Here is a 23,305-nt window from a genome sequence, read left to right on the forward strand (position 1 = left end):
AGGGTGAGATCGTCGCGGCGGCGGACGCGGACGTGGTCCGCCGCGCGCCGGCGACCGCGATCAGGACTTGAACGGCGGGTAGTCGGCCGTGATGGCGGTCTTGTTCGTGTCCATCACGTCCGGCGGAGCGGGAGGATTGCTGTCACGGAGGGGTTGGGTGCGGCGCCATGGGTGGCCTGACCCGTCGGTGAACTTGCCGGCGAACTTGTTCCAGGCATCGACGAGGCCGAACTCGGCCTGGTCGTAGTTGTAGACCGCGGTGGCGATCCCGCCGGCCATGGCGGGCAGCACGCCGTTCTCCGGCTTTTCCTCGCTACCGAACATCTGGCCCATGACCGTGTGCCACTGGTTGTTGAAGTCAGCCGCCTCCTGCTGGGTCTTGCCCACCCAGTCGTTGAGTGTCAGCGACTCCAGGGTGGTTTTGATCCGGCTGACGGAGTCCGCGACATTCTGCGCGAGATCGTGCAGTGCGGTCGCCGTGTCGTGCATTCCCCACGGCCCGATCGCCATGTTCTTCAGGTGGTCGTAGTCGGTGGTGGCCATTGATGGCACCTCCTCGTTCGGATTCGCGGCTTAGGCGGGCGTCACGTTAGCGGCGTTCACAGACTCGGCTCGATGGTAGTTGTCGTAGACCTTTTGCATCCGGGCGATTATCTCGTCAAGGAGGCCCATCAGATCGAAGGTGGCACTGGTGTACCAAGTTTCGATCGGGTCGAATGAGTCGTAGGCAGGCCCCTTCCAGTAGAAGGCCAGGTGACTCATCCTGGTTTCGATCTGCTCGAGGGTCTTGGAGATGTTGTCCCTCTCCCGCTGGACGGTGGCGATGGCGTTCAGCAACGCCTGCAGAGCGACCATGAATTCGGTGTCGCCCCGGGCCTGTCCTCCTCCGCCGGTGTCCGCCACGATGTTCTCCTTATTCCGATGGTCTGAACGGTCCGGGCCCGGACCCGGGCGACGCGGTGCCGCCGGCGTATCAGCCGGTGACCCCGTTGGCCGGCGGCGCGGGGAACAGCGAATGCCGGTCGGCGGCGGCGTAGACCTGACCCGAGTGGTTCACGAGGGCGATGTACTCACCGAAGAGCTCGAGCGCGGCGCCGATGGACTGCAGCGTCTTCTGCTGGGCGGGATTCATTTGCGCGGCGAATTCCTGCGCCGGCTTCTGAAATACCGTGGGAGCCGGGTCATGGCCCTTGCCCCACGAATGCGAGTACGAGTCGTACACCCCACTGCTGCCCGGCAGCATGGAGGTCTGCCCGAAAACGGTTCCCTCCGAAGACAGAACATGCGAACGCAGGTTCTCGTACTGGGTGACCAGCGCCCGGGACTTGGTCAGCATCGTGTTGACCGAGCTGCCGAGCTTATCGAAATCGACCGAGAAATCCTCCGCGTCGTGGTCATAGGTGGGGGGCGGGTTCCCACTTCCCCCATCATCTTGGGAGAACTTCGGGTCGGTGTTGAAGGACGGGCGGTTCTTCCAGGCGACCTTGAGCTCAGGAGAATCGGTGTTCCCCAGGTCAAGCGAAGTGGTGGTGTCGTTATCGTGGCTGTGGTCGTTCGGATCGAACGGGTGGTTGTCGTATTTCGAGGTGATCGGTTTTTCCACGGGTCCTCCTTCTCACTGGCGAAGTTCTCGGAGTCGGGCCTCACACCGCCTGTGCCGGCGGCAGATCCTCCGGGAGAAGGGTCGTCAGGTCGCGGGCGTCTTCGGCCGTCAGGTCGTCGGCGATCCGCATCGCATGGCGCTCGGTCATCAGCTGGAAGACCTGCCGGGCGGTGCGGCCGTTGCCGAACTGCTCGCCCCGGGGCAGGTCCTCGAAGAACCGGTGCAGCGCCTCGACGGTCCCCTCGGGACACTCGTACTCGTGTTGGTCGGCGTGGTAGCGCACGATCCGCACGAGCTCGTCGGACGCGTAGTCGTCGAACGTCAGAGTGCGGGTGAACCGCGAGCCCAGCCCCGCGTTGGAGGCCAGGAAGCGCCGCATCTCCTCCGGATAACCGGCGACGATCACCACGACGTCGTCGCGGTGGTCCTCCATCAGCTTCACCAGCGTGGAGATCGCCTCCTGCCCGAAGTCGTTGCTCTGCCCGTACGGCACCAGCGAGTACGCCTCGTCGATGAACAGCACCCCGCCCAGCGCCCGGCGGAACACCGCCTGCGTCTTGGGCGCGGTGTGCCCGACGTACTCCCCCACCAGGTCACCCCGGTCGGCCTCCACCAGGTGACCGCGTTCCAGCAGGCCGAGCGCGTGCAGGAACCCCCCGTACAGCCGCGCGACCGTGGTCTTGCCCGTGCCCGGGTTCCCGGCGAAGACGAGGTGACGCGACAGCGGCGGCGGTGGCAGCCCCGCCTCCTGGCGGACCTTCACCATCTGCATCAGCTTGGTCAGGCCGACGATGTCGCGCTTGACCCCGTCCAGGCCCACCAGCCGGTCCAGCTCGGCGCGCAGCTCCGCGAGCCGTTCCTCGGGCGCCTTGTCCGTCTCGTCCTCTGCCGCGGCTTCGGAACCACTTCCCATGGCCGGCCCGCGGACGGCCGTCGCCGTACGCGCGGACGGCGCGGCGCCGTCGCCCTGCGGCAGGGCGGCGTCACGGACCCCGTCCGACCGGCAGTCCTCGATGACGGGCTCGGCCCCGTCGCACACCACCAGGTCGTGGTCGCCACCGGACACGTGGCAGCGGCGCAGCACCGGGGCGGCCTCCGCCTCCAGGTAGATCGCCGGATACCCGGCGTCGGAGATCCGGCAGTCCTCGAACAGACCCGACGCCTTCCCCCCGACGAACACGCCGTTGCGAGCGGGCCGCTCGACGGTCAGACCGCGAACGCGCGGCCGGGCGTCGGCACCGGCGTACAGGCCGGTGCCCTCGACACCGGTCATCGTGCAGTCGTCGATCCGTACGACGCTGCCGGCGTCCAGGAACACGCCCGTCGACCCGGTGCGCTGGATGCGTGTGGCCTCGATGACGGCTCCGCCGCCGGGACCGACCTGAATCCCGATCTCGGCGACGTCGCAGATCTCGCAGCCGGCCACGAACGGCCGGTGGGTCGTCCGCAGGTCGAGGCCGGTCTGAGCGCGTGACACCCGGCAGCCGCGAAGGACCGCGTCGCCGCCGTCCACGAACACGCCCGTCATCCCGGCGTCCTGGATCCGCGTATCCTCCAGGGTCGCCTCGGTCCGCTCGCATACCCGGACGCCGTACTCGGGGGTGTCACGGATCCGGCATTCGGTCAGCGCGGCACGCGCCCCGCCGGCGAGGTGGACGGCCGTGTACGCGGTGTCGTGGACCTCGTGGTCGGTCAGTGCGATGTCCGCCTCACCGGCCGCGTACAGGCCGTTGGCCCCGATACGGGCGATCTCGCCGCCCCGGACGCGGACGGTGGCCCCGCCGGTCACCGCGAGCCCGCTGTCGGCGACGTCGACGATGCGAACGGCGTCCAGCTCCAGCGCTCCGGTCCCGGTCACGAGGATGCCCGCCCGCCGCGTGTCGTGGATGTGGCAGTCGTCGAAAACCGCCGCCGCCTCGTCCTCGGCGAGCACGCCAGCACCCGCCGTACGGAAGATCTCGCACCGCCCGAGCAGGATCGCGTGCGAACGGGACATATCGGGTTCCTCGGCGGACGCGGCGTCGCGCGGGCGCGCACGGTCGCCGTCGGCCGGCGCGCGGCTCCCGGCCGTACCGCTCAGCCGCAGGCCCTGGGCGCCCGTGTCGTACAGACGGCAGTCGCGCACCACCAGCGCGGACCGGCCCTCGGCGTGGATGGCGGCGGCCCCTGTATCGCGCGCCTCGCAGCGGGTGAACCGGCCACGGGCGGCTCCGGACAGGTGGGCACCGCGGCCGGCGGTGTGCTCGATGAGCGTCCCGGCGCATTCGACGCGGGCCTCGTCGTCCGCCGCGACGCCGTCGCCGCCGGCGGACCGTACGACGCAGTCCTCCAGCACCGTACGGCTCGTCCCGGTCAGCCGGACCGCCGCTCCGTCGGTGCCGTGGACGGCGCAGTCCTTGAGCGAGGCCACGGCGTCGCCGGTGACCTCGACCCGGCCGCCGTCGATCTCGCATCCGTGCAGCGCCGGCGTCCCACCGCGGATGAGGATCGCCGTGTCGGAGGACGTGGCGGGCGCGATGGTCAGGTCGCGGAGTACGACCTGGCCGCCGTGCAGGGTGACGGCGGGGCCGTGGGGTGCGGTGATCCGCACCGTGCCCGGCCCCTTCTCCGCGACGACGGTGACGTTCCGGTCCAGGACGAGGCTCTCCCGGTAGTCACCCGGGTGCACCGATACGACGGCGCCCTCGGCGGCGGCGCGCACGGCCGCGCCGATCGTGCTGTGCGCGCCCCATCCGGGGGCGACCCGCTCCCGGAGGGGCCTTTTCGTCAGCACGGCGTCACATCCTTCCGCCGGCCTTCATCAGCGCGTCGAAGACGCCGAACACACCGACGGCCAGCGGAATGCTCAGTGCGCCCAGGAAGCCTGCGAGCGGTCCCGGCCAGCTCCGGCGCTCGGCGAGGTCGGCGCTCTGCAACGAGCTGCGGAAGCACAGCACCAGGCCCCACCACACCACCACGACGCCGGCCGCGAGCGTCACCGACGGAGCCGACCAGCCGGGGACGTGCGCGGTGGTCAGGTGACCCCGCGGCCCGAAGAGGTGGCCGGACGACCGCAGCGCGAGTGCCGTCAGGCCGATCGCGCCACTGGCCAGGACGGCCGCCACGACCCCGCGCAGCCGTGACGAGCTCGCGCGGCACAGCAGTGCCAGGCCCAGGCACAGCACGAGCCCGAGCGCGAACCAGTCACCGGAACCGCTCAGGACCACGAGGCAGACGCCCATCGCCACGCAGCACACAGCGTTCAGAAAGACCAGCAGCCGCTGGATCCGCCGTACCGAGGCCTCGACGTCCTCCGTCTGCACGGTGCCGGGCGGCACGGCCGCCGCCTGCGCCGCGATCCTGGGCAGCACGCCGAGGAGGAAGAACACCACCACCGCGACCACGGCCGCGGCCTCGACCTGATCGGCGCGCAGGGCCGCGAGCGAGATCGCCAGAACCATCGCCGGCCCGCAGATCATCTGCAGGACCAGCGTGGTGATCGCCGGGACGGCCAGATAGGCCGCGAACGCTCCGAGGGACGCGGTGACCGAGACGGCGACCAGCGACGTCGTGCCCGACAGCGGCAGCGCCAGGGCCGCGAACGCCAGGAACGGGCAGGCGGCCGTGGCCAGAGCCAGCCGCAGTCCCCTCGGCACCGGCCACACCTTCGCCCCGGCCACCCGGGCGAGCACCGCTGAGGCCACACCGGTCGCGAACAGCACCGGCGCGAGCACGGGCACGTCGTACGCGCCGAAGCCGAGCGTGCCGGCCCCGGCCAGCGCGACCAGGAGCCCGAGAGCGAGCGTGGTGTACGCGCGCGTCCGGGCGTTCCACTCGATGCCGTCATCGTCGAGTTCGGCGACCTGCTCGGCGATGTCGGCGACGACCGGGCCGTCGAGCTCGCCTTGGAGCACGTCCCGCAGGTACAGCGTCTCGCCGTCCAGTACGCCGACGGCGCCGAGTGACTGGCCCGGTTCGAACGGAGCGCCCCCGGCCGGCGCGAGCGACCAGGCCGCGGGCATGGCGTCCGAGTCCGGCTGCCCGCACATGTCGGCCAGCATCGGGGCGTACTCCGCGATCGGTGCGTCCGCCGACACCGCCAGGTCCACGCTCCGGCGCTCGCCCACGACGGTGATCCGGCACCGCTCATCGGCCACCGGAAGATCCTCGCTTCCTCGTGTTCATCGCCCTACGCGCTCAAGTGAAGGTCCGTGGCCGTGGTCAGTGCTTCCACGTCTGGATGTTCGACCACTCGGCCTCGGTGTAGTTGCCCCAGTTGACGTTCATGGCATGGGCGATCTGGCCCAGGACTCCCTCCGGGCCGAAGAGCCCCTCGGCGGCGATGTTCCACTCCTGCTGCAGGTCCTGGTAGTACGTTGCCGCCTGGCTCTGCGTCCACGCCTCCTGCAACGGCGAGAGCTTGCTCTTCAAGGTCTCCAGCTCGTCCGCGATCTCCCCGGCGCGCCCGTTGAGCCAGCCGCCGGCGGCACCCAGCCCCTCGCCGACGTAGATGTCGCTGCCGTCGATGTCGGCCATGATCCGCTCTCCTCAGGTTGCGCAGGGCGCCGTCAGCTCAGGTTGGCCACGGCGGTATGGCCGCCCGGCATGCCCGCCTCGATGTTCTGCAGGTTGGTGATGTTCTGCTGCTCGGAGTCGCGGTAGTTGACGTAGTTGCCGTGCAGCCCGCTCGCGATGCCCGTCAGGGCGTCGTGCAGCATGGTCGCGAGGATGTCGTACTCGGCCATCAGCGCCACGAAGCGGTCGTGCGCGATGCCCCTCCAGACCTCCTCGAGGCTGTTGACGTAGGTCTTGATCTCCGCCAGTTCCCCTCTGATCTCTTCCGCCACGCTTCTCGTGTCCGATGCCGCAGTGGCCAGATACTCCGGAGTGACGTGGTACGTCACGCCACCCACGGTCACCGACGGTTCGTTCGCCATGACGGCTCGCCTTTCACGGAGAAGGTGTTCGTGGAAGCAAATCGGCCGCTCGGCCGCTCGGCCTTTCGAGAAGCCGCGGCTCGTCCGGTCGTGCGCTCGCGCGGTTCTCGTCCCGCCCGGCGATCTTCGGCAGTGGGACGGCACCGCCGGTGCGCGCACACTCGCCGGGCCGTGGGGCGGGCACAGATCGAGTATGGCTTCGCCCGAGGAGGCGGGGATATCGGCAACGTTGCCTATTCGGCCCTCATCGGCAATGCCTACCCTCCGTCAGCGAGATGGTCCGCCTCGTGAGAGTCATCTGGTTCCTCCGGGCCGTCGCCGGGAATCGGGTCCGGGGCCGGGCGGGGCTCCTCTGGCAGGTCCAGCGGCAGGTCGCGCAGTTGCAGGCGGGAGGTGATCCCGAGTTTCTTGAAGATGTTGCGCAGGTGGGCGTGGACGGTTCGCGGGCTCAGGAAGAGCTGTTCGGCGGCCTCCTTGGAGGTCGCGCCGCCGGCGACGAGGCGGGCGATCTGGAGTTCCTGCGGGGTGAGCAGGTCGCGCGGCGGGGCGGCCGGCCGGTGCGGGCGCTCACCGCAGGCGGACAGTTCACGCGCGGCGCGTTCGGCGAACCCGGCGGCGCCCATCCCGGACAGTTTCTCGTAGGCGATGCGCAGCTGGGCCCGGGCGTCACCGCGTCTCGCCTCACGGCGCAGCCACTCTCCATAGACCAGGTGGGCCCGGGCGAGATAGACCGCCGCGCGGGTACGGGACAGCCGGTCGATCGCCTTCCGGTAGAGGTCCTCGGCGCCGGGCCCGTCGGCGAGCAGGGCACGCGCGTACATCTGCAGGCCGATGGCCAGGTCGGTGCCGCTCGCCTCGGTCCGTTCGGCGAAGTTCTCCAGCACCGGCTTGGCGAGCCGGTGCCGCCCGCTGCGTGCGGCGGCCTCTATCAGCTCGGGCGAGATGAACGCCGAGAATCCCAGCTCGTCGTGCCGGCAGACCTCCGCTGCCGCCTCGGAGGCGGCGTCGTACCGGCCGAGGCCGTTGTAGAGCACCGCGTTCGCACCATCGATCACCGACAGGCTGTGGCCCTCGCCGCCTTCACGAGCCGGGCCGATCAACTGCTCGACCAACGCGGCGGTTCCCTCCTGGTCACCGCGCCAGGCGCGGAGCGCCAGGTCCGCGAACGGCGGGCCGCTCGGGTTTCCGGTGGGGTCGATCGTGACGGCCTCGGCGATCAGCGCCTCGGCGTCCTGGAACTCACCGGCGAGGACGTGCGCGTAGGCGAGGTAGTGCAATGCGCTCGGCAGCGCGAGGAGCATGCCGGTACGGCGGATGAACCGCACCTGGCGTTCGGAGAGCGTGCGCCAGGCGTCGTGCTCCCACAGGTCCATCGCCGTCGCGCCGGCCAGCGCCACCCAGTGGTAGAAGTCATCCCCCTGCTCGGTCTCGGACAAGAAGGCACCGACGGCCCTCCGCAGTGACGGAATGGCCGCCGTAGAGCCCTCGATCGCCCGCGTGATCAGCGCCTTCAGCAAGAGGTCCGGCGGTTCCGAGGACTCGCTCGCACCTTCCTCCAGCGCTTTCGCCAGCTGACGTGCGGTGTCGGTCAACAGTCCCGGGGGGCCGAGACGGCCGGCGCGCATCGCCGTGACGAACGCACCGATATAGGTCTGGCGGGCCATCGGCCGGTCATGGGCCTCCAGCTTCCGCGCCGCGTCCAGCAGCGGGGCTGGATCCTTGCTCCGGGGCCCATGGTTGACGGAGATCCGCGCGGCCAGCAGTTCGACGAGCGCCTGATGCCGTTCGTCCCCCGGACCCGTCTTCCCGATCGCCAGCAGGCCGGTCGCGGCTTCGTTGTCTCCGGCCCAGTACTTGAGACCCGCCGCGTTCAGGGCACGTACGGCCCGCCTACCCGGGTCGGGGGTCAGCGCGGTGGCGCGTTCGAGGAACCCGGCCGCGGCGGCGACGCCACCGCGGCCGGACGCGCGATCGGCGGCGCGTTCGAGTTCGGCCGCGATGTCCTCATCGGGCAGGAGCACCGACTGGGCGCGGTGCCACGCCCGGTGGTCCGGGTCCACGAGCGGGTCGATGACGTGGGCCAGCGCACGGTGCACCGTACGGCGGTCGTCCGGCGAAGCCGCCCGGTAGATGGCCGACCGGACCAGCGGATGCCGGAACCGTACGCGGACGCCGATGTCCAGCAGGCCGGCGGCCTCGGCTGGGTCGGCCGCCTCGCTTCCGACGCCGAGTTGCTCGGCCGCGCGCCACAGCAACACCGGATCGCCGAGAGGCTCGGCCGCCGCCAGCAAGAGCAGCCACCGGGTGTCCTGCGGGAGGGCGGCCTGGCGCTCGCGGTACGCGGCCTCGATGCGCGCGGGCACCGGGAGCGCTCTGGGCAGGCCGAAGCCGCCGGCCAGTTCCCCCGTGCCCACGCTCCGTGACAGCTCGAGCAGGGCCAGGGGGTTGCCACGTGCCTCGGCCATGATCTGGTCGCGGATCCGCTCGTCCAACGGTGTGTGCAGCTGGGAGGCCAGCAGCGCGAGCGCGTCGTCATTGCCGAGCCCGGTGAGGGTGAGCTCGGGCAGCCCGTCGAGCAGGTTCGGCACTCCGGGCTCGCGGACGGCGAACAGGAGCGCGATCGGGTCGTGCTCGATCCGGCGCGCCACGAACGCGAGGGCCTCCGCCGAGGCGTGGTCGAGCCACTGCGCGTCATCCACCACGCAGACGATCGGCTGCTCACGGGCGGCGGCCGACAGCAGGCCGAGCACCGCCAGGCCGACCCGGAAGCGGTCGGGCATCGTGCCCTCCCGCAGTGCGAACGCCACTTCCAGAGCGGTTCGCTGCGGGCCGGGCAGCGTCTCCAGCCACGGGAGCAGCGGCCGGCACAGATCGTGCAGCCCGGTGAACGGGAGTTCGGTCTCGAACTCCCTCCCGCCGGTGCGGAGCCGCCACAGACCCGCCGCCCGGTCCAGCGCCCGTTCGATGAGTTCCGTCTTGCCGATGCCCGCCTCGCCGCGGATCAGGACCGTGCCGCCCTGCCCGGACGCCGCAGCACGCAGCGTCCGGCCGACCGCCGCGAGCTCCGCCGCCCGAGAATATTTCAACAGTCGCATGCCGACCCCTTGCGAGATTCCGCGGCCGGAGGCCGCACGTACGACCACGCTACGAATCCGACCGCCTCGAAAACGTCACCTTGTGGTGCGCACTCGGGGTAGCTCGCACGGGGGACGAACCCACCGCGGAAGTCACGCGTGGGCGCCTTCCTGCTCGCGACCGCGTCGAACGCTCACTTCCGGCTGCGTCTGTCGTAGTCGCTCTGGCGTGCTCGGATCTCCTCGGCGTGGTCGACCGTCCAGTCGTAGAGCCGGCCGAACGGCTCGCGCAGGGATTCGCCGAGCGGGGTCAGGGAGTATTCGACCCCGACCGGTGAGGTCGGCAGGACACGGCGCTCGATCATGCCGTTGCGTTCGAGGCGGCGCAGGGTCTGCGTCAGGACTCGCTGGGTCACGCCTTCGAGGCGGCGCTTGATCTCGTTGAACCGGCATGGTCTCTCGAGCACGGCCATGACCATCATCGACCATTTGTCGGCGATCTGGTCGAGAATCGGGCGGCTCGGGCAGTCAGCCCGGAAAGCGATGTCGCTGCCCGCGACGGTTCGGTAGATGGCGCCGGCGCCGGTCTCGGAAGCGGCCATAACGGTATCCTCCAGGATCCCTGGGATGCTCAAAGTGCGTTATTGACGCAGGTGACGGCCCGAATCACCCTAGGTATACATCAGGAACCAAGATGCCTGCCAGATACGTACAGGAGCTCTCTCGTGGTCTATGGCGGTTACCAGACTCTTCGTGTCGCCGACGAAGCCGGCATCGCCCGCGTCACGATCGACAACCCGCCGGTGAATGTGCTGGACGTCGCGCTCATGACCGACCTGCGGGACCTGCTGACCGCATTGCGCGACGACGGGTCGGTGCGGGTGATCGTGTTCGACAGCGCCGACCCGGAGTTCTTCATCGCGCACGTCGACATGACCTCCACGCCGGACGCGCTGGCCGGGCTCGCGGCCGCCGCCCCGGACGGTGTGAACGTTTTCCAGGCCGTCGGGGAGATGCTGCGGCGCCAGCCGCAGGTGACCATCGTCAAGCTCGCCGGGAAGGCGCGCGGCGGCGGAGCGGAGTTCGTCGCCGCCGCGGACCTGGCCTTCGCGGCGATCGGCCGCGCCGGGCTCGGCCAGATCGAGGCGCTCATGGGCATCGTCCCGGGTGGCGGAGGCACGCAGTACCTCGCCGCCAAGGTCGGGCGCAGTCGTGCGCTGGAGGCGGTGCTCGGCGCCGAGCTGTTCGACGCGGAGCTCGCCGAGCGCTACGGCTGGATCAACCGGGCCCTGCCCGCCGACGAACTGGACGCGTTCGTCGACCGAATCGCCCGGAACATCGCGGCCCTGCCGGAGGGCGTGATCGCCGCGGCCAAGCGGGCGATCGCCCCCGACGACCTGGCCGCGGGCCTGGTACGGGAGAACGACGCCTGGGCCGGCCTCATCGTCCGTCCCGTGGCGGGGCAGTTGATCAGCGGCGGCCTGGCCGCGGGCGCCCAAACCCGCGACGGCGAACGCGATTTGGAGGCCCTGATGCGAAACCTGGCCGGATAGAGCCCTGGGAACGTCAAGGAACACAACCTTTTCGGCTGATGATCGCCAACCGTGCTCCTGCTGTACCGAAACGACGATCGAGCCCCATCGGAAAGCTCCCGGGGTGCCGCGGAGGAACATCCGTGGCGAATGGCCGTCCGACAGTGATGACTTCGCAGGAGAAAGCTTTTCATGGCTACCGGGGACCTGTGGCAGACGGTCCAGTACTTCATGGATTGGATCGGCATTTTCGCGTTCGCGTTGTCCGGGGCGCTGCTCGCCGTCAGCAAGGACTTCAATATCTTCGGCGCCGCCCTCTTGGCGGAAGCGGCGGGCCTTGGTGGTGGCTTGTTCAGGGACCTGGTGATCCGTACGACTCCGGTGGCCTTCACCGATGTCGGCTATTACCTTGCTCCGTTGGCCGCCGCGTTCATCGTCTTCTTCACCGCGCGAGCGCATCGCGGTGAGCTGCTCTTCCGCGCGTACGATCTGCTCGACGCGGCCGCTCTGGCCCTCTTCAGCGTTACCGGTACGACGAAGGCGCTCAGCTTCGGTCTCAACCTGTTCGCCGCCACGACCCTCGGCGTGGGCAGCGCTGTGGGCGGTGGAATCCTCGCCAATGTCATCGCGAACGAACCGCCGCCCGCACTTCGGTGGAACCGTGACCTTTATGTTCTGCCGGCTCTGGTCGGTGCCGGGACGGTCGCCCTGCTGTCCGCCATCGGGGAACTGAACGCGGTCACCGCGGGCGCCGCCGCGGTCGTGGCCTTCGCCGTCCGGCTGATGGCACTGCGCTACCGGTGGCACACCTTGCGCGCCTACGTCTGGCGCAACCCGTTCGCGGGCATGCGCCAGGTGCCCACACCGCAGGGACCCGTTCCCGCCCCCGGCACCTGGCCGGCGCATGCGGAGCATGCGACGCTTCAGTTCCGTTCTCCGGAGCCATCGGCACGGCCACGGTTTCCCGAGCCACGACCGACGCACGGGGCGCCTCCGGTGGTTCCGTTCCCTGCGCCGCCCCCACCCGCCCGGGCACAGGTCCCCGGTCTGCACAAGACGCCTTACGGACTGCCGGGTGTCCAGTTCGACGCCGCTACCGACACGCCCCTCACCGGCAGGATTTCCTCTTCTACGCGAGCCCAGCATCCTCCGCCGGCCTGCTGACCCGTAGGTAGCACCGCCATCCGCCGCTACATGGGCCTGGGCTTCCTCGCCGAACCTGTCTGCGGCTACTGCCTGGCGAGACATCGGACCGGAATGCTGTCCGCACTCGATGACGCAGTAGCCGCGCGGTCAACGACATGATCACCGTGCTCGCCCAAGAGATAGACCGCCAGCGGCCCGACCCGGGAAACCCTTCACTCTCTGGAAGGTGAGCTCCCGGCGATGGGCACCGCGGCATGCGGAATCTACGCTGACGGTCATGGGAGGAAATAGCCTCGAGGTGGCCGACCATCCAGCCAACCGCGTGCTGCTCGGCTATCTGCGAGCGCAAGCCCGCCGCCCCACATCGCCGGTCGACTCCACCTACGCCATCGACGAATGGCAACTTCACACCCATCCCGACCTGCTGGAACGGCTCGGGGAACTCGCACCGGACGGCATCCCGGTCATTCCGCTGTTCGGCGTTCCCGCCCTGGCGACCAACGGAATCGTCGCCGCCGTCGCCCTCGGAACCAGCTGGCTGATGGTCAGACTGCCGCAACTCCCCGACGGCCTCGAAACGCAGGACCCCATACCCCCGCTCTCCGATCACGGCTGGCAGTCCGTCAGCGCCTGGCAGAGCGAAATCCCCGCGGCTGAGGGGAAGGAGCGCCTTACCCGACTCATCAACGACGCTCTCCACCACGCACGGAGTCTCGATCAGTAGCCGAAATCTGAGCCCTTTCGCAGAACCGGGGCTGACGGCCTTGACGCGGATCTCGTGCGGGAGCAGTCGTTACCGTCGTCGGCATGGACATCGAGGAGTTCTGGCGGTTTCTCGAACGATCAGGCCGCGAGACGACTGACCGCGACCAACGCACCCGCTGGTTGGAGTACCGGCTCAGCCGCATCCCGCGAACCCACATCGTGGACTTCCAGATCCAGCTGGACACCGCGCGCCGCCCGCTCGACACCCATGCCATGTGGGGCGCCGCCCACCAGATCATGGACGGCCTGTGCAGCGGCGACGGGTTCTGGTATTTCCAGCCGTGGTTGATCGGCCAGGGCCGACAGTCGTGGCAGCACGCCGCCGAGGACCCCGACAACCTCGTCGACATTCCCGCTGTGCGTACTCTGGCGGGCCGCAGCCCCGGCGAATGGGCCGGCGCCGAGTGGCCGCAATGGGAAGAACTCGCCTACGTAGCCGGCCGCGCCTACGACCGGATCAGCGGTCGGGAGGACAGCGTCGACGAGGCACTGGCCGCACGCGGCCATCACCGACCCTCCGGCCCTCACCCCCTCGACCCTCGATGGGACCCCGATAGCCTTGCCGAAATCCAACAACGCCTACCACGACTCACCAGCCTTTTCCCGCGCCGGCAACGCCTGAAGGCCTGACCTTCCGGTCCCGCCCCACCCCGGCCGGGTGATCGGCTCTGGTTGCGCTTGTGTGTCGGCGCCGGACTCTTCCAGGTGACCACGATCGGGAGCCGTGGGCCTGGTGCCGCGGAATCCGATCTCAACGGAGACCCAGGAGACCGGGTCGATGCCGACGCACTGAAATTCGAGCATGGAATTGATTCGGTCTCCTCGCGCACCTGTCGTGTTGGGAGGCTTTTCGCCCGTGACGTCATCCGAGCCGCGACCTTCGAACAGCGGCCCCGACAGCCGTCGGCGGTTCCCTTCTCCGGCGCCCGCGCCGGGGTACGAGACGACACAAACCTGGAGCCCGTCCGAGGAAGCGACCGGGCAGCCGTCCGGCACCCCACCGGGCCACAGCCCGCAACAGCCCGGCTGGTACAGCCCGGGCGCACCGCCCCAGGGACCGCAAGGGACGCCTGGACCGGGCGGCCCCAGCGGGCCAGGTCCCCGTGGCCAGAAGGGCGGGGCCGGGCGACTCATCCCGGTCGTCATCGCCGTCCTCGTCTTGGTGGTGATCGGGGCCGCCGGATACGCGATCTTCGGCGACGGCGGAGACGGCGGAACGACCGCGCGGGGCGGGCTGTCGGAAGGCGCTCAACGGAAGAGCGGCCAGCTGAAGGGCAAGGTGCTCTGGCAGAGCGGGCATGCCTCGCAGGACCTGTCCAGTTACAGCTTGAGCGGCTGGCACACCGCCGACCTGACGGTCGCCGTCGCGCCTCAGGGGCTCGTCGCGTACGACTCCCGCACCGGACGGCAACGCTGGCAGATGTCGTCCCCGCCGCTCCCTGGCGGAGGCCCGTCGCTGATCTGCGGGGTGAGCACGGAGACCGGTGGCAACGTCGGCGTGATCGGGTTCGGTCCCGACGGCGGCGACACCGTCACGAAGTGCAAGGAGTTCGCGCTGGTCGACCTGGCCACCGGCCGGGCGCGCGGGCAGGGCACGCTCCCGTCCGGCATCGGCCTCGGGTCCAAGACCATGAGTGCCGAGGTCATCGACGGCACCGCGGTGATCGAGTACGACGGCGGCCTCACCGGCTTCGACCTGTCCGGGCACCAGCGCTGGCGGCTCGATGTGAAGGCGGCCGTCGGTGACCGCCACGTCGTCAGCGACCTGCTGCCGGGCGCGAATGCCGCGATGGTGCTCTTCGACGGCCTGGACTCGGACGACACGGTGACCGTGGCACAGGTGTCGCCCAAAGACGGAACGGTCACCAAGAAGGCACCGGTCACCCTCCCCTCGGACGTCCGCAGCGCCAACGTCCAGTTCCTGTCCACCCGGCCTGTCGTGCTGAGCGGCAGCAGCGGCGACCACGGCGCGTTCATCTCCCTCGACGACGCGTTCCGCGTGAAGGCGACGATCGCGCAGACGGGTGCCTGGGGCACGCTCGACATGAGCGGCTACTCCCACGCCGGCCACGATCTCATCCATGCGGCCGTCTCCTCCGACACACTCGTGGTCGGCACGTCGGCGGAGACCGTCAGCAGCACACGCGAGACGAACAAGATCATGGCCTTCGACCTCGCGACCGGCCGGCAGCGCTGGGCCACATCGCTCGGCCCGGAGGTGACGAGCGTTCCGGTGGCCTTCGACGGCGACGCAGTGCTCGCGATGCTCAATGGCACGTACGAGAACCCGCCGCAGGTGTTCCGGCTCGCCGTCACCGACGGCAAGGCGACCCCGATCGGACCCGCGTACTCCAAGGATTTCATCCTCGCGCCAGAGACAAGCCGCATGTACTGGGACGGCTCGCGGATCTTCGGCGTCTCGCTGTCGGCCATGACGGAAACCCCGAGCGCGTACGCCCTGGGTTAGCTCGCGACCGGGCTTCCGGTCACCAACCGGAAGAGGCGGTGCTGTTCGGAGTGCGCGGAAGGTCCTCTGCGCCCGAGAGGCCCGCCCCCGTCACTGGGGCGCATCGCCCCAGTGACGGGTCGCGGTCAGCTCGCGTCGGCGATGGGCCCGCTCAGCTTGGCGAGCGCCTTCTGGTGAATCTGCCGTACGCCCTCGCGGGAGAGACCGATCTGCTCGCCGATGACGCGGAACGACTGCTCGGGCATGTTGTCCAGGCCGAACCGCCGCGTGAGCACGTACCGCTCGCGGGCGTCGAGGGTCGGCCATCCCCGGTCGACCAGGGCGCGCAGCTGGGAGTGCAGCAGCACCTCGTCTTCCAGACTCAGCGACAGGTCCGCGACCTGCTCCTCAAGGGCGATCATGCCCTCGCTCTGGACGGCGGCCGACGCCTGCAGGCTGTCCAGCCGGGGTGCCTCCAGAACGCGACGGACCTGAGCCTCGGTCAGCCCTGCACGCCGGGCGATATCGGCGTGGTCCAGCGCGGCCTCGGCCCCGAACTCCTCCAAGAAGGACTGCTTGGCGGCCAGGACGATCGGGCGTTTCTCGAAGTCGCCGAGGTTGAGGTTGGGATGGTCGGCGTCCCGCACCGCGCGCAGGACCTCCCGCTGGATCGGCTTGAACGCCCAGTTCGCGAATGGGCCGCGGTCTGGGTCGTAGGATGAGATGGCACACAGCAATCCGACATTGCCGGCACTTTCGAAATCCTCGCTGTGCCCGGTGGAACGTGACGCGAAAGCGGCGACGTATCGGCGTACCAGCCCACAGTTCGCGGTCATTATCTCGTAGGTGAGATCGTCGAGTTCGCGCTCGGCGCGGCGCAACGCCACCTCAGATGTCACGTCCCGCTCGTCCGCTCGCAGGCCGGCGATCCGAGCCTGCAGTTCTTTGCGCCGGACGAAGAGATCGTCGTTGCGGGCCTGAAACCGGTCAGCGGCGGAGCGCTTTTTACCGCTTGACTGCACGATATTCATCTCGCCTCCCCGACTTGCTCTTTCACGCAGACTTCGACGAACGCGGTTGCCGAGACAAGTCCGACCGGAAAATGGACGTGGGCTTGCCGCTGTGTGGGGGCTCCGCCGAAGTGAGAACGGGTCAGTAGCGGTTCGGCCGCGGGTGTTGCGGGTTCGGGTAGGCCTGCGGGTGGTGCTGTGCGCGGGGCGCGCCCGGGTGAGGCATCGGCTGGTGGGGCACCTGCTGGTGCGGCATCGCCTGGTGAGGCATCTGCTGAGGCGTCGGCGCCGCGGGTGCGGGCGGGTCGTCGATGCCGAGTTCGGCGAAGTAGCGCTTCTGGGCGACCTCGGGGTAGCGGGCGGTGAAGACGGCGGGGATCGTGAAGCCGCAGATCTTCGCGATGACCAGTAGCAGTGTGTTGTCCGGGGCCGCGTGCTGGATGAAGGTGAGGACGATCGCGGTGCCGGTGAAGCCGGCGGCCCAGACGATCGCGATGGTCCGGGTGATGCGTTTGAAGAGGTCTGTCGCCGCGATGTCGGCCGAGACCCCGCGGCGGGCGATGCCCTCGGTGAAGGGGCGGCCGGCGAGCACGGTGCCCCAGGCGGTGAGGGCGAGCCAGCCGATCGCCATGGACGCGCCGTAGTTCATCACGGCCGAGTCGGGAGCGGCCAGGGCGAGTGCGGTGAGCAGGACCATGAAGACCGTGGTGGACATCTCGAGCATCAATGAGTCGGCCCGGTGACCGCGGCGGAGGTCCTGGACGAGGAACAAGGCGGCCGCGACCAGGCCGGTGATGGCACCGGCCCGGTCGTTCCAGCCGCTCACGACCGCGAGCAGGATCCAGGGCGCGTACATACGGACGTAGCGCAACAGCATGAAAGGGCCTTCCCGTCTCGAGAGCCACACGACATTCCTAAACAGACATGTGGAAACTAAACCCTTCACTCACGAGATGTCAACATAGACATGTGAGACCTGAGCTATGAAGCCGCGATACGCGTCACCCGTCGCCAGACGAGCCCGCAGGGTCGTTCAGGGCCTGCGGTCGTGGAAGGTGCGGCGCAGGTCGCTCACCCAGGCGTCGGGGTTCTCCCAGGGGATGAAGTGGCCGCCGCGGGGGTGGGCGTTGACGTTGACGTGGTTGAACCAATCGGCCTGCGGGCCGGCCTTGAACGCCCGGACGCGCTCGTCGACGGTGTGGATGCCGGGCGGGTTCTCGTACGCGACGAAGGTGAGGCCGACCGGGGCCTGCACGACCGGGGTGCGGTCGTGGGCGGGGGCCCAGGGGTAGCGGTTGGCGTTGGCGTAGTAGCGCATCGACGTGGCGATGGAGTTGTTCACCCAGTAGATCGTGGCGTGGGTGAGCAGGTCGTCCTTGGTGAAGACGGACTCGAGGTCGCCGCCGTTGTCGCTCCAGGCGTTCCAGCGCTCCAGCAGCCAGGCGAGCAGTCCGGCGGGTGAGTCGCTCAGCCCGTGGGCCAGGGTGGCGCCGTCGAGCATGTGTACGGCGAGGTGGGACGCCGAGCGGTGGTCCAGCTCGATGATGCGGGCGCGGACGTCGGCGGGCTGATCGTCGGTGAGGGGCCGGTTCCGGGCGAAGTCCCAGGCGCGGGGGCCGGTGAAGAAGTCGAGCGGCAGCCCGGAGCCGATGTGGATACCGTACAGCTCGTCGGCGTACTTGTGGCCGAGCTGGCTGGAGACGATCCCGCCGATGTCGCAGCCCCCGGCGGCGTACTTCTCATATCCCAGGGTCTCGGTCATCAGAGCGTGCCAGAGGTCGGCGACCTTCCAGAAGTTGACGTCCGGAAAGCCGGTGAGCGGGCCGGGGAAACCGAAGCCGGGCAGGGACGGCACGATGACGTCGAACGCGTCGGCGGGGTCACCGCCGAACGCGGCCGGGTCGGCGAGCGGGTCGATCACCTTCGACCAGTGCCAGAACGTCCACGGCCAGCCGTGGGTGAGGATCAGCGGGATCGGGCGGGGGCCGCGGCCGGGCTTGTGCATGAAGTGCACCGGGACATCGGCCACGCTCACCTCGTAGTGCTCGTACGCGTTGATCGCGGCCTCGGCCCTGCGCCAGTCGTAGCCGTCCCTCCAGTAGGCGACCAGCTCACGGAGATAGCCGTCCGGGACGCCGTAGGACCAGTCCTCATTCCCCTCGTCCAGCGGCGGACGGGTCAGCGCGAGACGGACGCGCAGGTCATCGAGGACCTCGTCCGACACATGGATCCGGGTGGGCTCCAAAGGGACGGCGTGCGGGGTGGTCATGGCGTGGTTCCTTATCGGGTGGGGGAAGCGGTGCCGTCGGCCTGTTCGGCGGTCGTTCAACGCCGTCACCGACGACGACATGCTGTCCGTGGCCCGGCACCCCCGCAACCAGGAGATGAGCCTGCGCGACATCGCGGGAGGGACCGCCGGCTGACTTGTTGCGTTTCGGGGCGTTTCTCGGACCGTTCACCGCAAAGGTCGCCACTCCTCGTTCGAGAAAGGACCTCTGCGTGCAGGTGTTGTGGGTATCCGCTCATCCCGACCCGCGCTCGCTCAACGGTGCACTCCGCGACGACGGAGTCGCCGTTCTGCGGGAAAACGGCCACGAGGTGGTGGAGTCGGACCTGTATGCCATGGGATGGAACCCGGTGGTCGACCATGGCGACTTCGGCCACGACCCCGGTGAACGACTCGACGTCCTCAACGAATCCCAGCGTGCGCTGGAGACCGGAACTCTCAGCGACGACATCCGCCGCGAACAGGACAAGCTGCGCCAGGCCGACACGTTGATCGTGCAGTTCCCGCTGTGGTGGTTCGGCCCGCCGGCCATCCTCAAAGGCTGGTTCGACCGGCTGTTCGTCCAGGGCTTCGCCCAGGGCGTCCTCGACCCCGGAACCGGGCGGGCACTACGGTACGGCAGCGGCGGCCTGGTCGGCCGACGCGCGATGGTGGTGACCACCGTCGGAGCCAACGCCGCCACGACCGGACCGCGCGGAATCCACGGCGACATCAACGACGTGCTCTTCCCGGTCCTCCACGGCACCCTCTGGTACACCGGGATGACGGTGGTCCCGCCGGTGGTCGTCAATGACGCGGTCCGGCTCTCCGCCGCCGAGTACGAGGTGGCGGCCGAGCGCCTGCGGAACCGGCTGCTCGCCCTCCCCGGCACCGAGCCGATTCCGTTCCGCTACCAGAACGGCGGGGACTACGACGAACACCTTGTCCTGAGCCCGGCCCACGCTCCGGGCGAGGAAGGCATCCGCATCCACTACACGACACCGAACCCCGGCACGCACCGCGAGCAACCACCATATTCCTAAACAGACATGTGAAAGCTAAAACTTTCACTCGCGAGATGTCAACATAGACATGTAGGATCCAGGTCATGAGTCTGCGATACGCGATGCTGGGGCTGATCGCCGAGCTGGACGGCGCCAGCGGCTACGACCTGTTGAAGGTGTTCGAGATCTCGCTCGGGACGGTGTGGCAGGCGACCCAGAGCCAGTTGTACGGCGAGCTCGCCCGGCTCACCGAGGCCGGCCTGATCGAGGTCTCCGCCGAAGGCGCCCGCCGCCGTAAGGAGTATGCGATCACCGAAGCCGGACGAGCCGAACTGCGTCACTGGCTGATCGATGTCCCGCCGAAGCCGAACCCACGGGACGAACCACTGCTGCGTATCTTCTTCCTCAACCAGATCGAGCCCGACGAAGCCCTGGACTACCTCAACCGGATGGCCGACGCGCTTACCGAGCGCACGAAGGAACTCCAAAACCTGGAGAACACCGTGCCGTGGGAGGAAGGCGGCGCGCTCGCCGACAACGGACGGTTGACCATGGAATACGGCAAACGCTTCCTCGCGATGCGCCGTGACTGGTACATCTGGGCCCGCGAACAGTTCCAGGCGCGTGTCGAGGCGGCGAAGGCCGAGTGAGAACGTGAACCTGCCGTGCCGCGCCGGGTCGGCCCCATCTGCCCTACGCCGCGGAGCCGCCGGGGTCATCGAGCAGCGAGAGATCCCGCGGGACGATGGCGGTGCTCTCCATCAGCTCATGGATGAGGTTCTCGTTCAGCTTGTTGCCGACGGGCTCGCCGACCTCTTCCCGGGTGAGCCCGGGCACGCCGCCTTTGGACAGCCGGGTGCGGACGGTCGTGACCCTGTGGGCGACGCTCTTGGCCGTCCAGTCGGCGTCCGGCTGTAGTTCCTTGAGGTGCTCCGCCGCCTGCTGCCAGGCCATCGGCTGCGGGTTCGGGGCGTGGAGCAGGTACCGCTGAGCGAGGACGACGAGGATCAGGCGCTCGGTGGGCGTGAGCCGCCAGGTCCGCGGTGGCTGGGTGGGGTCACGGTGCCGAGACGTCGACCGCTGCTCGTCCGATCCCGCCACGTACAGCTCCAGCAGGTGCTCACGACCGCTGGCCCCGCGGACGAACAACGGCGTGTATCCCTCGGCGAGCGGGATGGGTTCGTCCCCGGCGAACAGCAGTCGCGCGTCGGGGAACCGCACGGGCAGGCGGCCCGTGGTCCGTACCCACCATTGGCGATCGCGGCAGGTCAGCAGCCCGTGACTGCGGCTGACCCGCAGGTCGTTCTCCCCGATGCAGACATGCACGTCCGGACGGTTGCGACCGAAGACGACGGTGCGTCCCTCATGCGGCCGGACCGTGATGCCACCGCTGATCGCCAGCGCGTACAGATCGCCCGGCTTCGGCGAAGATACGCCGAACGCCAGGCTGGCGTGCCCGGCCTCGAGCGGTCGGCCGTACGGAATCCCCTGTCCGTTGCTCACTTCGACCTCCGTCAATGGGTTTCCGGAAGCATGCCCCCTGACTTCCGGGACCCCTCCCGGGACCGGGTCAGGCGTGAGGGAGATTGGCGACGATGGGTCCGGCGACGTTGGTGACCACGCGGCAGCGCCAGGCCGCGCTTCCCGCGCCCCCGATGACGACGAGTAGCAACTCTGTTTTCTCGCTCCCATCCGCGGTGGTGAAAGTGCGATAAGGCACCCGGACGGCACATGTCTTTTCGCCGTAACCGTTCGGCTGAACGTATGCCAGGTGCCCACCGAGCTTCGTAAGGCGGCCGTCATCCGCGGTCATTGGACCGTACTGATCGAACATGACCATGAGGTCGTCATGGCTGGTCGTGCTCCCCCAACGGCACATCCAGTTACCGAACCCGATCTCGGGATCTGTGGCGTCCACGCCGGGAAACCGGGAGAGCGCCTTGGCGTCCACGAGCGCGCAGGCGTCCGACCAGAACAGCGACGTCTTCACCGGAGGCGTGGTCCGCCGGGGAATCGGGCCGCGGGAGAGCACCGCGACCGCGCTTTCGACCGCGGTCTCGGTGATCGCACAGAGCTTCTTCGACGCCATCCTGCCGTCGAACTGCGAGCTGATGTCCACCCGGTTCTTGTCGGGGAGCAACAGCATCCGGGAGCACGAGCCGTCCGAGTCCGACTCTTTCAGCACCTGGATACCGTTCTTATCGGGTCGCCCGGAGGCCTCCATGCTCGGGTCCGGGTTGATCAGCTCCGCCTTCACGTCCACTTCACCGCCGCCGTGCGGATGCACGAGGAAATCGCACCGATTGAAATTGCCGTAGGCGGTGTCGACCTCCGTACGGCCGAACCGGCCGAGTTTCGCCTGTTTCAGAAGGGCGCAGGGATCGACCGTGTGCGGGTCGCCGAAGATCGATGCCGCAGCCGTCCGGGTCGGTTTCCGCGGCGTCTTGCCGGGCGGTTGGTCGAAGGCCGTCCAGGCCACGATGGCGGCCACCAGGCCCAGCGCCACCACGGACGCGATCCCGATGAGGGCGGCGCGGCGCGCGGACGACCATCGGGGCGACTCGGGATCCGGCTGATCGGTCCCGCCGGACTCGCTGTCCGATGGGATGGCACCGCCGCCCGATGGAGACACGCCGGCCACGTCCTGCAGAAGCCGGCGGGCCCGCGCGACGGTGGGACGGCCGGCGGGGCGGACCCGCATCAGTTCGGACAGCACCGGGGCCAGCGGGCCGCCCCGGCGCGAAGAGGCGATCTGCCCGTCGGCGGCCCTCCGGAGCAGCGCCATCGGGTTCTTCTCGCGCCCGTACGGGGATTCGCCCTCGACCGCGGCGAACAGCGTGGCGCCGAGGGCGAACACGTCGGAGGCCGGGGTCGGATCCTCTCCGTTCGCCACCTCGGGCGCCATGTACCCCGGGGTGCCCGCGGTCAGGCCGCCGGTCTCGGTGAGCGTCACTTCGGCGTGTACGGCCCGCGAGGCCCCGAAGTCGGCCAGCTTGGCCCGGCCGTCCTCGGTCACGAGCACGTTGCCGGGCTTGATGTCACCGTGGATGAGCCCGGCTTCGTGCACCGCCTTCAGCGCGTCGACGATCTGGACGCCGAGCCCCGCCGCCCGCTCGGGAGGCAGCATCCCCTGGTCGGCCAGGCTGCCGGAGGGGATGTACTCCATTACCAAGAACCACTCGGCGCCCTCCTGGACCACGTCGAAGAGCGTGACGACGTGGGGGTGGTTCAGCCGGGCCAGGAAATCGGCCTCGCGCCGCAGGCGTTCGACCCGCTCGGGACCATGCCCCCTGGCGGCGGACAGCACCTGCTTGACCGCGACGGGCCGGGGAAGCTCTTGGTCGGCCGCGCGCCAGACCGTACCCCCGCCACCCGCGCCGACCTGCTCCTCCAGCAGATAGCGGCCCGCGATCAACTGACCAGCCTGCACCTGGACTCCGCATGACCAATGCGTAACTCTCGCATCACCGAAAGCGAACGCGACCACTGTACGGCACAAGCTCTGACGCTTCCGGACTTCCGGCCAGATTTTCTGTCAAGGCC

General features: G+C 69.2%; 22 protein-coding genes. 8 read left to right on the top strand and 14 right to left on the bottom strand.

From position 1 onward, the window contains the following. Positions 1-60: 60 nt before the first annotated feature. The 9 genes from ABEA10_RS34700 to ABEA10_RS34740 form a co-directional block, all read right to left on the bottom strand. Positions 61-543, bottom strand: a complete 483-nt coding sequence (locus tag ABEA10_RS34700; protein WP_345471223.1) for a WXG100 family type VII secretion target — start codon at positions 541-543, stop codon at positions 61-63. 30 nt (positions 544-573) lie between these two features. Then, positions 574-903 (bottom strand): WXG100 family type VII secretion target, encoded by a 330-nt coding sequence (locus ABEA10_RS34705; protein WP_345471225.1) that lies wholly within the window; start codon positions 901-903, stop codon positions 574-576. A 70-nt stretch (positions 904-973) separates the two neighbouring features. Beyond that, positions 974-1,603, bottom strand: a complete 630-nt coding sequence (locus ABEA10_RS34710; protein WP_345471227.1) for a hypothetical protein — start codon at positions 1,601-1,603, stop codon at positions 974-976. A 40-nt stretch (positions 1,604-1,643) separates the two neighbouring features. After that, entirely contained in the window at positions 1,644-4,376 is a 2,733-nt protein-coding gene (locus tag ABEA10_RS34715; protein WP_345471229.1) for a right-handed parallel beta-helix repeat-containing protein, read from the bottom strand. Positions 4,377-4,380: 4 nt separating this feature from the next. Beyond that, the gene (locus tag ABEA10_RS34720; protein WP_345471231.1) at positions 4,381-5,739 is read right to left on the bottom strand and encodes an EsaB/YukD family protein; all 1,359 of its coding nucleotides are present in this window, start codon (positions 5,737-5,739) and stop codon (positions 4,381-4,383) included. Positions 5,740-5,803: 64 nt separating this feature from the next. Beyond that, complete coding sequence (locus ABEA10_RS34725; RefSeq protein WP_345471233.1) at positions 5,804-6,118, bottom strand: WXG100 family type VII secretion target; 315 nt, start codon at positions 6,116-6,118, stop codon at positions 5,804-5,806. 32 nt (positions 6,119-6,150) lie between these two features. After that, positions 6,151-6,519: a WXG100 family type VII secretion target gene (locus ABEA10_RS34730; protein WP_329252663.1), complete on the bottom strand. Its 369-nt coding sequence runs from the start codon at positions 6,517-6,519 to the stop codon at positions 6,151-6,153. Between the two features lie 257 nt (positions 6,520-6,776). Further along, the gene (locus ABEA10_RS34735) at positions 6,777-9,614 is read right to left on the bottom strand and encodes an ATP-binding protein (protein ID WP_345471237.1); all 2,838 of its coding nucleotides are present in this window, start codon (positions 9,612-9,614) and stop codon (positions 6,777-6,779) included. A 173-nt stretch (positions 9,615-9,787) separates the two neighbouring features. Beyond that, a complete protein-coding gene (locus ABEA10_RS34740; protein ID WP_345471239.1) occupies positions 9,788-10,195 on the bottom strand; it encodes a winged helix-turn-helix transcriptional regulator in 408 nt (135 codons plus the stop codon). Between the two features lie 123 nt (positions 10,196-10,318). On the opposite strand from ABEA10_RS34740, the gene ABEA10_RS34745 reads away from it, so the two are divergent. The 5 genes from ABEA10_RS34745 (at position 10,319) to ABEA10_RS34765 (ending at position 15,503) form a co-directional block, all read left to right on the top strand. Continuing rightward, the gene (locus tag ABEA10_RS34745; protein ID WP_345471242.1) at positions 10,319-11,146 is read left to right on the top strand and encodes an enoyl-CoA hydratase/isomerase family protein; all 828 of its coding nucleotides are present in this window, start codon (positions 10,319-10,321) and stop codon (positions 11,144-11,146) included. Between the two features lie 171 nt (positions 11,147-11,317). Further along, positions 11,318-12,289, top strand: coding sequence for a trimeric intracellular cation channel family protein (locus ABEA10_RS34750; RefSeq protein WP_345471244.1), 972 nt, complete (start codon positions 11,318-11,320; stop codon positions 12,287-12,289). Between the two features lie 259 nt (positions 12,290-12,548). Continuing rightward, on the top strand, positions 12,549-12,995 hold the full coding sequence (locus ABEA10_RS34755; protein ID WP_345471246.1) for a hypothetical protein: 447 nt from the start codon (positions 12,549-12,551) through the stop codon (positions 12,993-12,995). Between the two features lie 83 nt (positions 12,996-13,078). Further along, entirely contained in the window at positions 13,079-13,666 is a 588-nt protein-coding gene (locus tag ABEA10_RS34760; RefSeq protein ID WP_345471248.1) for a DUF4240 domain-containing protein, read from the top strand. Positions 13,667-14,195: 529 nt separating this feature from the next. Then, complete coding sequence (locus tag ABEA10_RS34765) at positions 14,196-15,503, top strand: PQQ-binding-like beta-propeller repeat protein (protein ID WP_486303804.1); 1,308 nt, start codon at positions 14,196-14,198, stop codon at positions 15,501-15,503. 125 nt (positions 15,504-15,628) lie between these two features. Here the strand turns inward: ABEA10_RS34765 and ABEA10_RS34770 are convergent, their stop codons facing one another. From ABEA10_RS34770 to ABEA10_RS34780, 3 genes are all read right to left on the bottom strand, one after another. After that, on the bottom strand, positions 15,629-16,513 hold the full coding sequence (locus ABEA10_RS34770; protein WP_345471250.1) for a sigma-70 family RNA polymerase sigma factor: 885 nt from the start codon (positions 16,511-16,513) through the stop codon (positions 15,629-15,631). A 121-nt stretch (positions 16,514-16,634) separates the two neighbouring features. Beyond that, positions 16,635-17,369, bottom strand: a complete 735-nt coding sequence (locus ABEA10_RS34775; protein ID WP_345471252.1) for a hypothetical protein — start codon at positions 17,367-17,369, stop codon at positions 16,635-16,637. Between the two features lie 156 nt (positions 17,370-17,525). Next, a complete protein-coding gene (locus ABEA10_RS34780) occupies positions 17,526-18,761 on the bottom strand; it encodes an epoxide hydrolase family protein (protein WP_345471254.1) in 1,236 nt (411 codons plus the stop codon). Between ABEA10_RS34780 and ABEA10_RS34785 the strand changes: the two genes are divergently transcribed. The 3 genes from ABEA10_RS34785 (at position 18,760) to ABEA10_RS34795 (ending at position 20,412) form a co-directional block, all read left to right on the top strand. Beyond that, positions 18,760-18,915, top strand: coding sequence for a hypothetical protein (locus tag ABEA10_RS34785; RefSeq protein ID WP_345471256.1), 156 nt, complete (start codon positions 18,760-18,762; stop codon positions 18,913-18,915). The two genes, ABEA10_RS34780 and ABEA10_RS34785, sit on opposite strands and share 2 nt — an antisense overlap. 76 nt (positions 18,916-18,991) lie before the next feature. Further along, complete coding sequence (locus ABEA10_RS34790) at positions 18,992-19,801, top strand: NAD(P)H-dependent oxidoreductase (protein WP_345471258.1); 810 nt, start codon at positions 18,992-18,994, stop codon at positions 19,799-19,801. A gap of 83 nt (positions 19,802-19,884) precedes the next feature. Further along, on the top strand, positions 19,885-20,412 hold the full coding sequence (locus tag ABEA10_RS34795) for a PadR family transcriptional regulator (RefSeq protein WP_345471259.1): 528 nt from the start codon (positions 19,885-19,887) through the stop codon (positions 20,410-20,412). A 43-nt stretch (positions 20,413-20,455) separates the two neighbouring features. On the opposite strand, the gene ABEA10_RS34800 is transcribed toward ABEA10_RS34795, so the two are convergent. Next, complete coding sequence (locus ABEA10_RS34800; RefSeq protein ID WP_345471261.1) at positions 20,456-21,265, bottom strand: FHA domain-containing protein; 810 nt, start codon at positions 21,263-21,265, stop codon at positions 20,456-20,458. A 67-nt stretch (positions 21,266-21,332) separates the two neighbouring features. Beyond that, positions 21,333-23,192, bottom strand: coding sequence for a serine/threonine-protein kinase (locus ABEA10_RS34805; protein ID WP_345471263.1), 1,860 nt, complete (start codon positions 23,190-23,192; stop codon positions 21,333-21,335). Between the last annotated feature and the right edge of the window lie 113 nt (positions 23,193-23,305).

The sequence above is a fragment of the Actinoallomurus oryzae genome, from assembly GCF_039541955.1.
In the GTDB taxonomy this organism is placed as follows: domain Bacteria; phylum Actinomycetota; class Actinomycetes; order Streptosporangiales; family Streptosporangiaceae; genus Actinoallomurus; species Actinoallomurus oryzae.

Bases quoted from the DNA above. Each gene is read 5' to 3' on its own strand.
- ABEA10_RS34700 (WP_345471223.1), bottom strand. From the start codon at position 543: ATGGCCACCACCGACTACGACCACCTGAAGAACATGGCGATCGGGCCG.
- ABEA10_RS34725 (WP_345471233.1), bottom strand. From the start codon at position 6,118: ATGGCCGACATCGACGGCAGCGACATCTACGTCGGCGAGGGGCTGGGT.
- ABEA10_RS34730 (WP_329252663.1), bottom strand. From the start codon at position 6,519: ATGGCGAACGAACCGTCGGTGACCGTGGGTGGCGTGACGTACCACGTC.
- ABEA10_RS34735 (WP_345471237.1), bottom strand. From the start codon at position 9,614: ATGCGACTGTTGAAATATTCTCGGGCGGCGGAGCTCGCGGCGGTCGGC.
- ABEA10_RS34740 (WP_345471239.1), bottom strand. From the start codon at position 10,195: ATGGCCGCTTCCGAGACCGGCGCCGGCGCCATCTACCGAACCGTCGCG.
- ABEA10_RS34750 (WP_345471244.1), top strand. From the start codon at position 11,318: ATGGCTACCGGGGACCTGTGGCAGACGGTCCAGTACTTCATGGATTGG.
- ABEA10_RS34755 (WP_345471246.1), top strand. From the start codon at position 12,549: ATGGGAGGAAATAGCCTCGAGGTGGCCGACCATCCAGCCAACCGCGTG.
- ABEA10_RS34760 (WP_345471248.1), top strand. From the start codon at position 13,079: ATGGACATCGAGGAGTTCTGGCGGTTTCTCGAACGATCAGGCCGCGAG.
- ABEA10_RS34770 (WP_345471250.1), bottom strand. From the start codon at position 16,513: ATGAATATCGTGCAGTCAAGCGGTAAAAAGCGCTCCGCCGCTGACCGG.
- ABEA10_RS34775 (WP_345471252.1), bottom strand. From the start codon at position 17,369: ATGCTGTTGCGCTACGTCCGTATGTACGCGCCCTGGATCCTGCTCGCG.
- ABEA10_RS34785 (WP_345471256.1), top strand. From the start codon at position 18,760: ATGGCGTGGTTCCTTATCGGGTGGGGGAAGCGGTGCCGTCGGCCTGTT.
- ABEA10_RS34780 (WP_345471254.1), bottom strand. From the start codon at position 18,761: ATGACCACCCCGCACGCCGTCCCTTTGGAGCCCACCCGGATCCATGTG.
- ABEA10_RS34795 (WP_345471259.1), top strand. From the start codon at position 19,885: ATGCTGGGGCTGATCGCCGAGCTGGACGGCGCCAGCGGCTACGACCTG.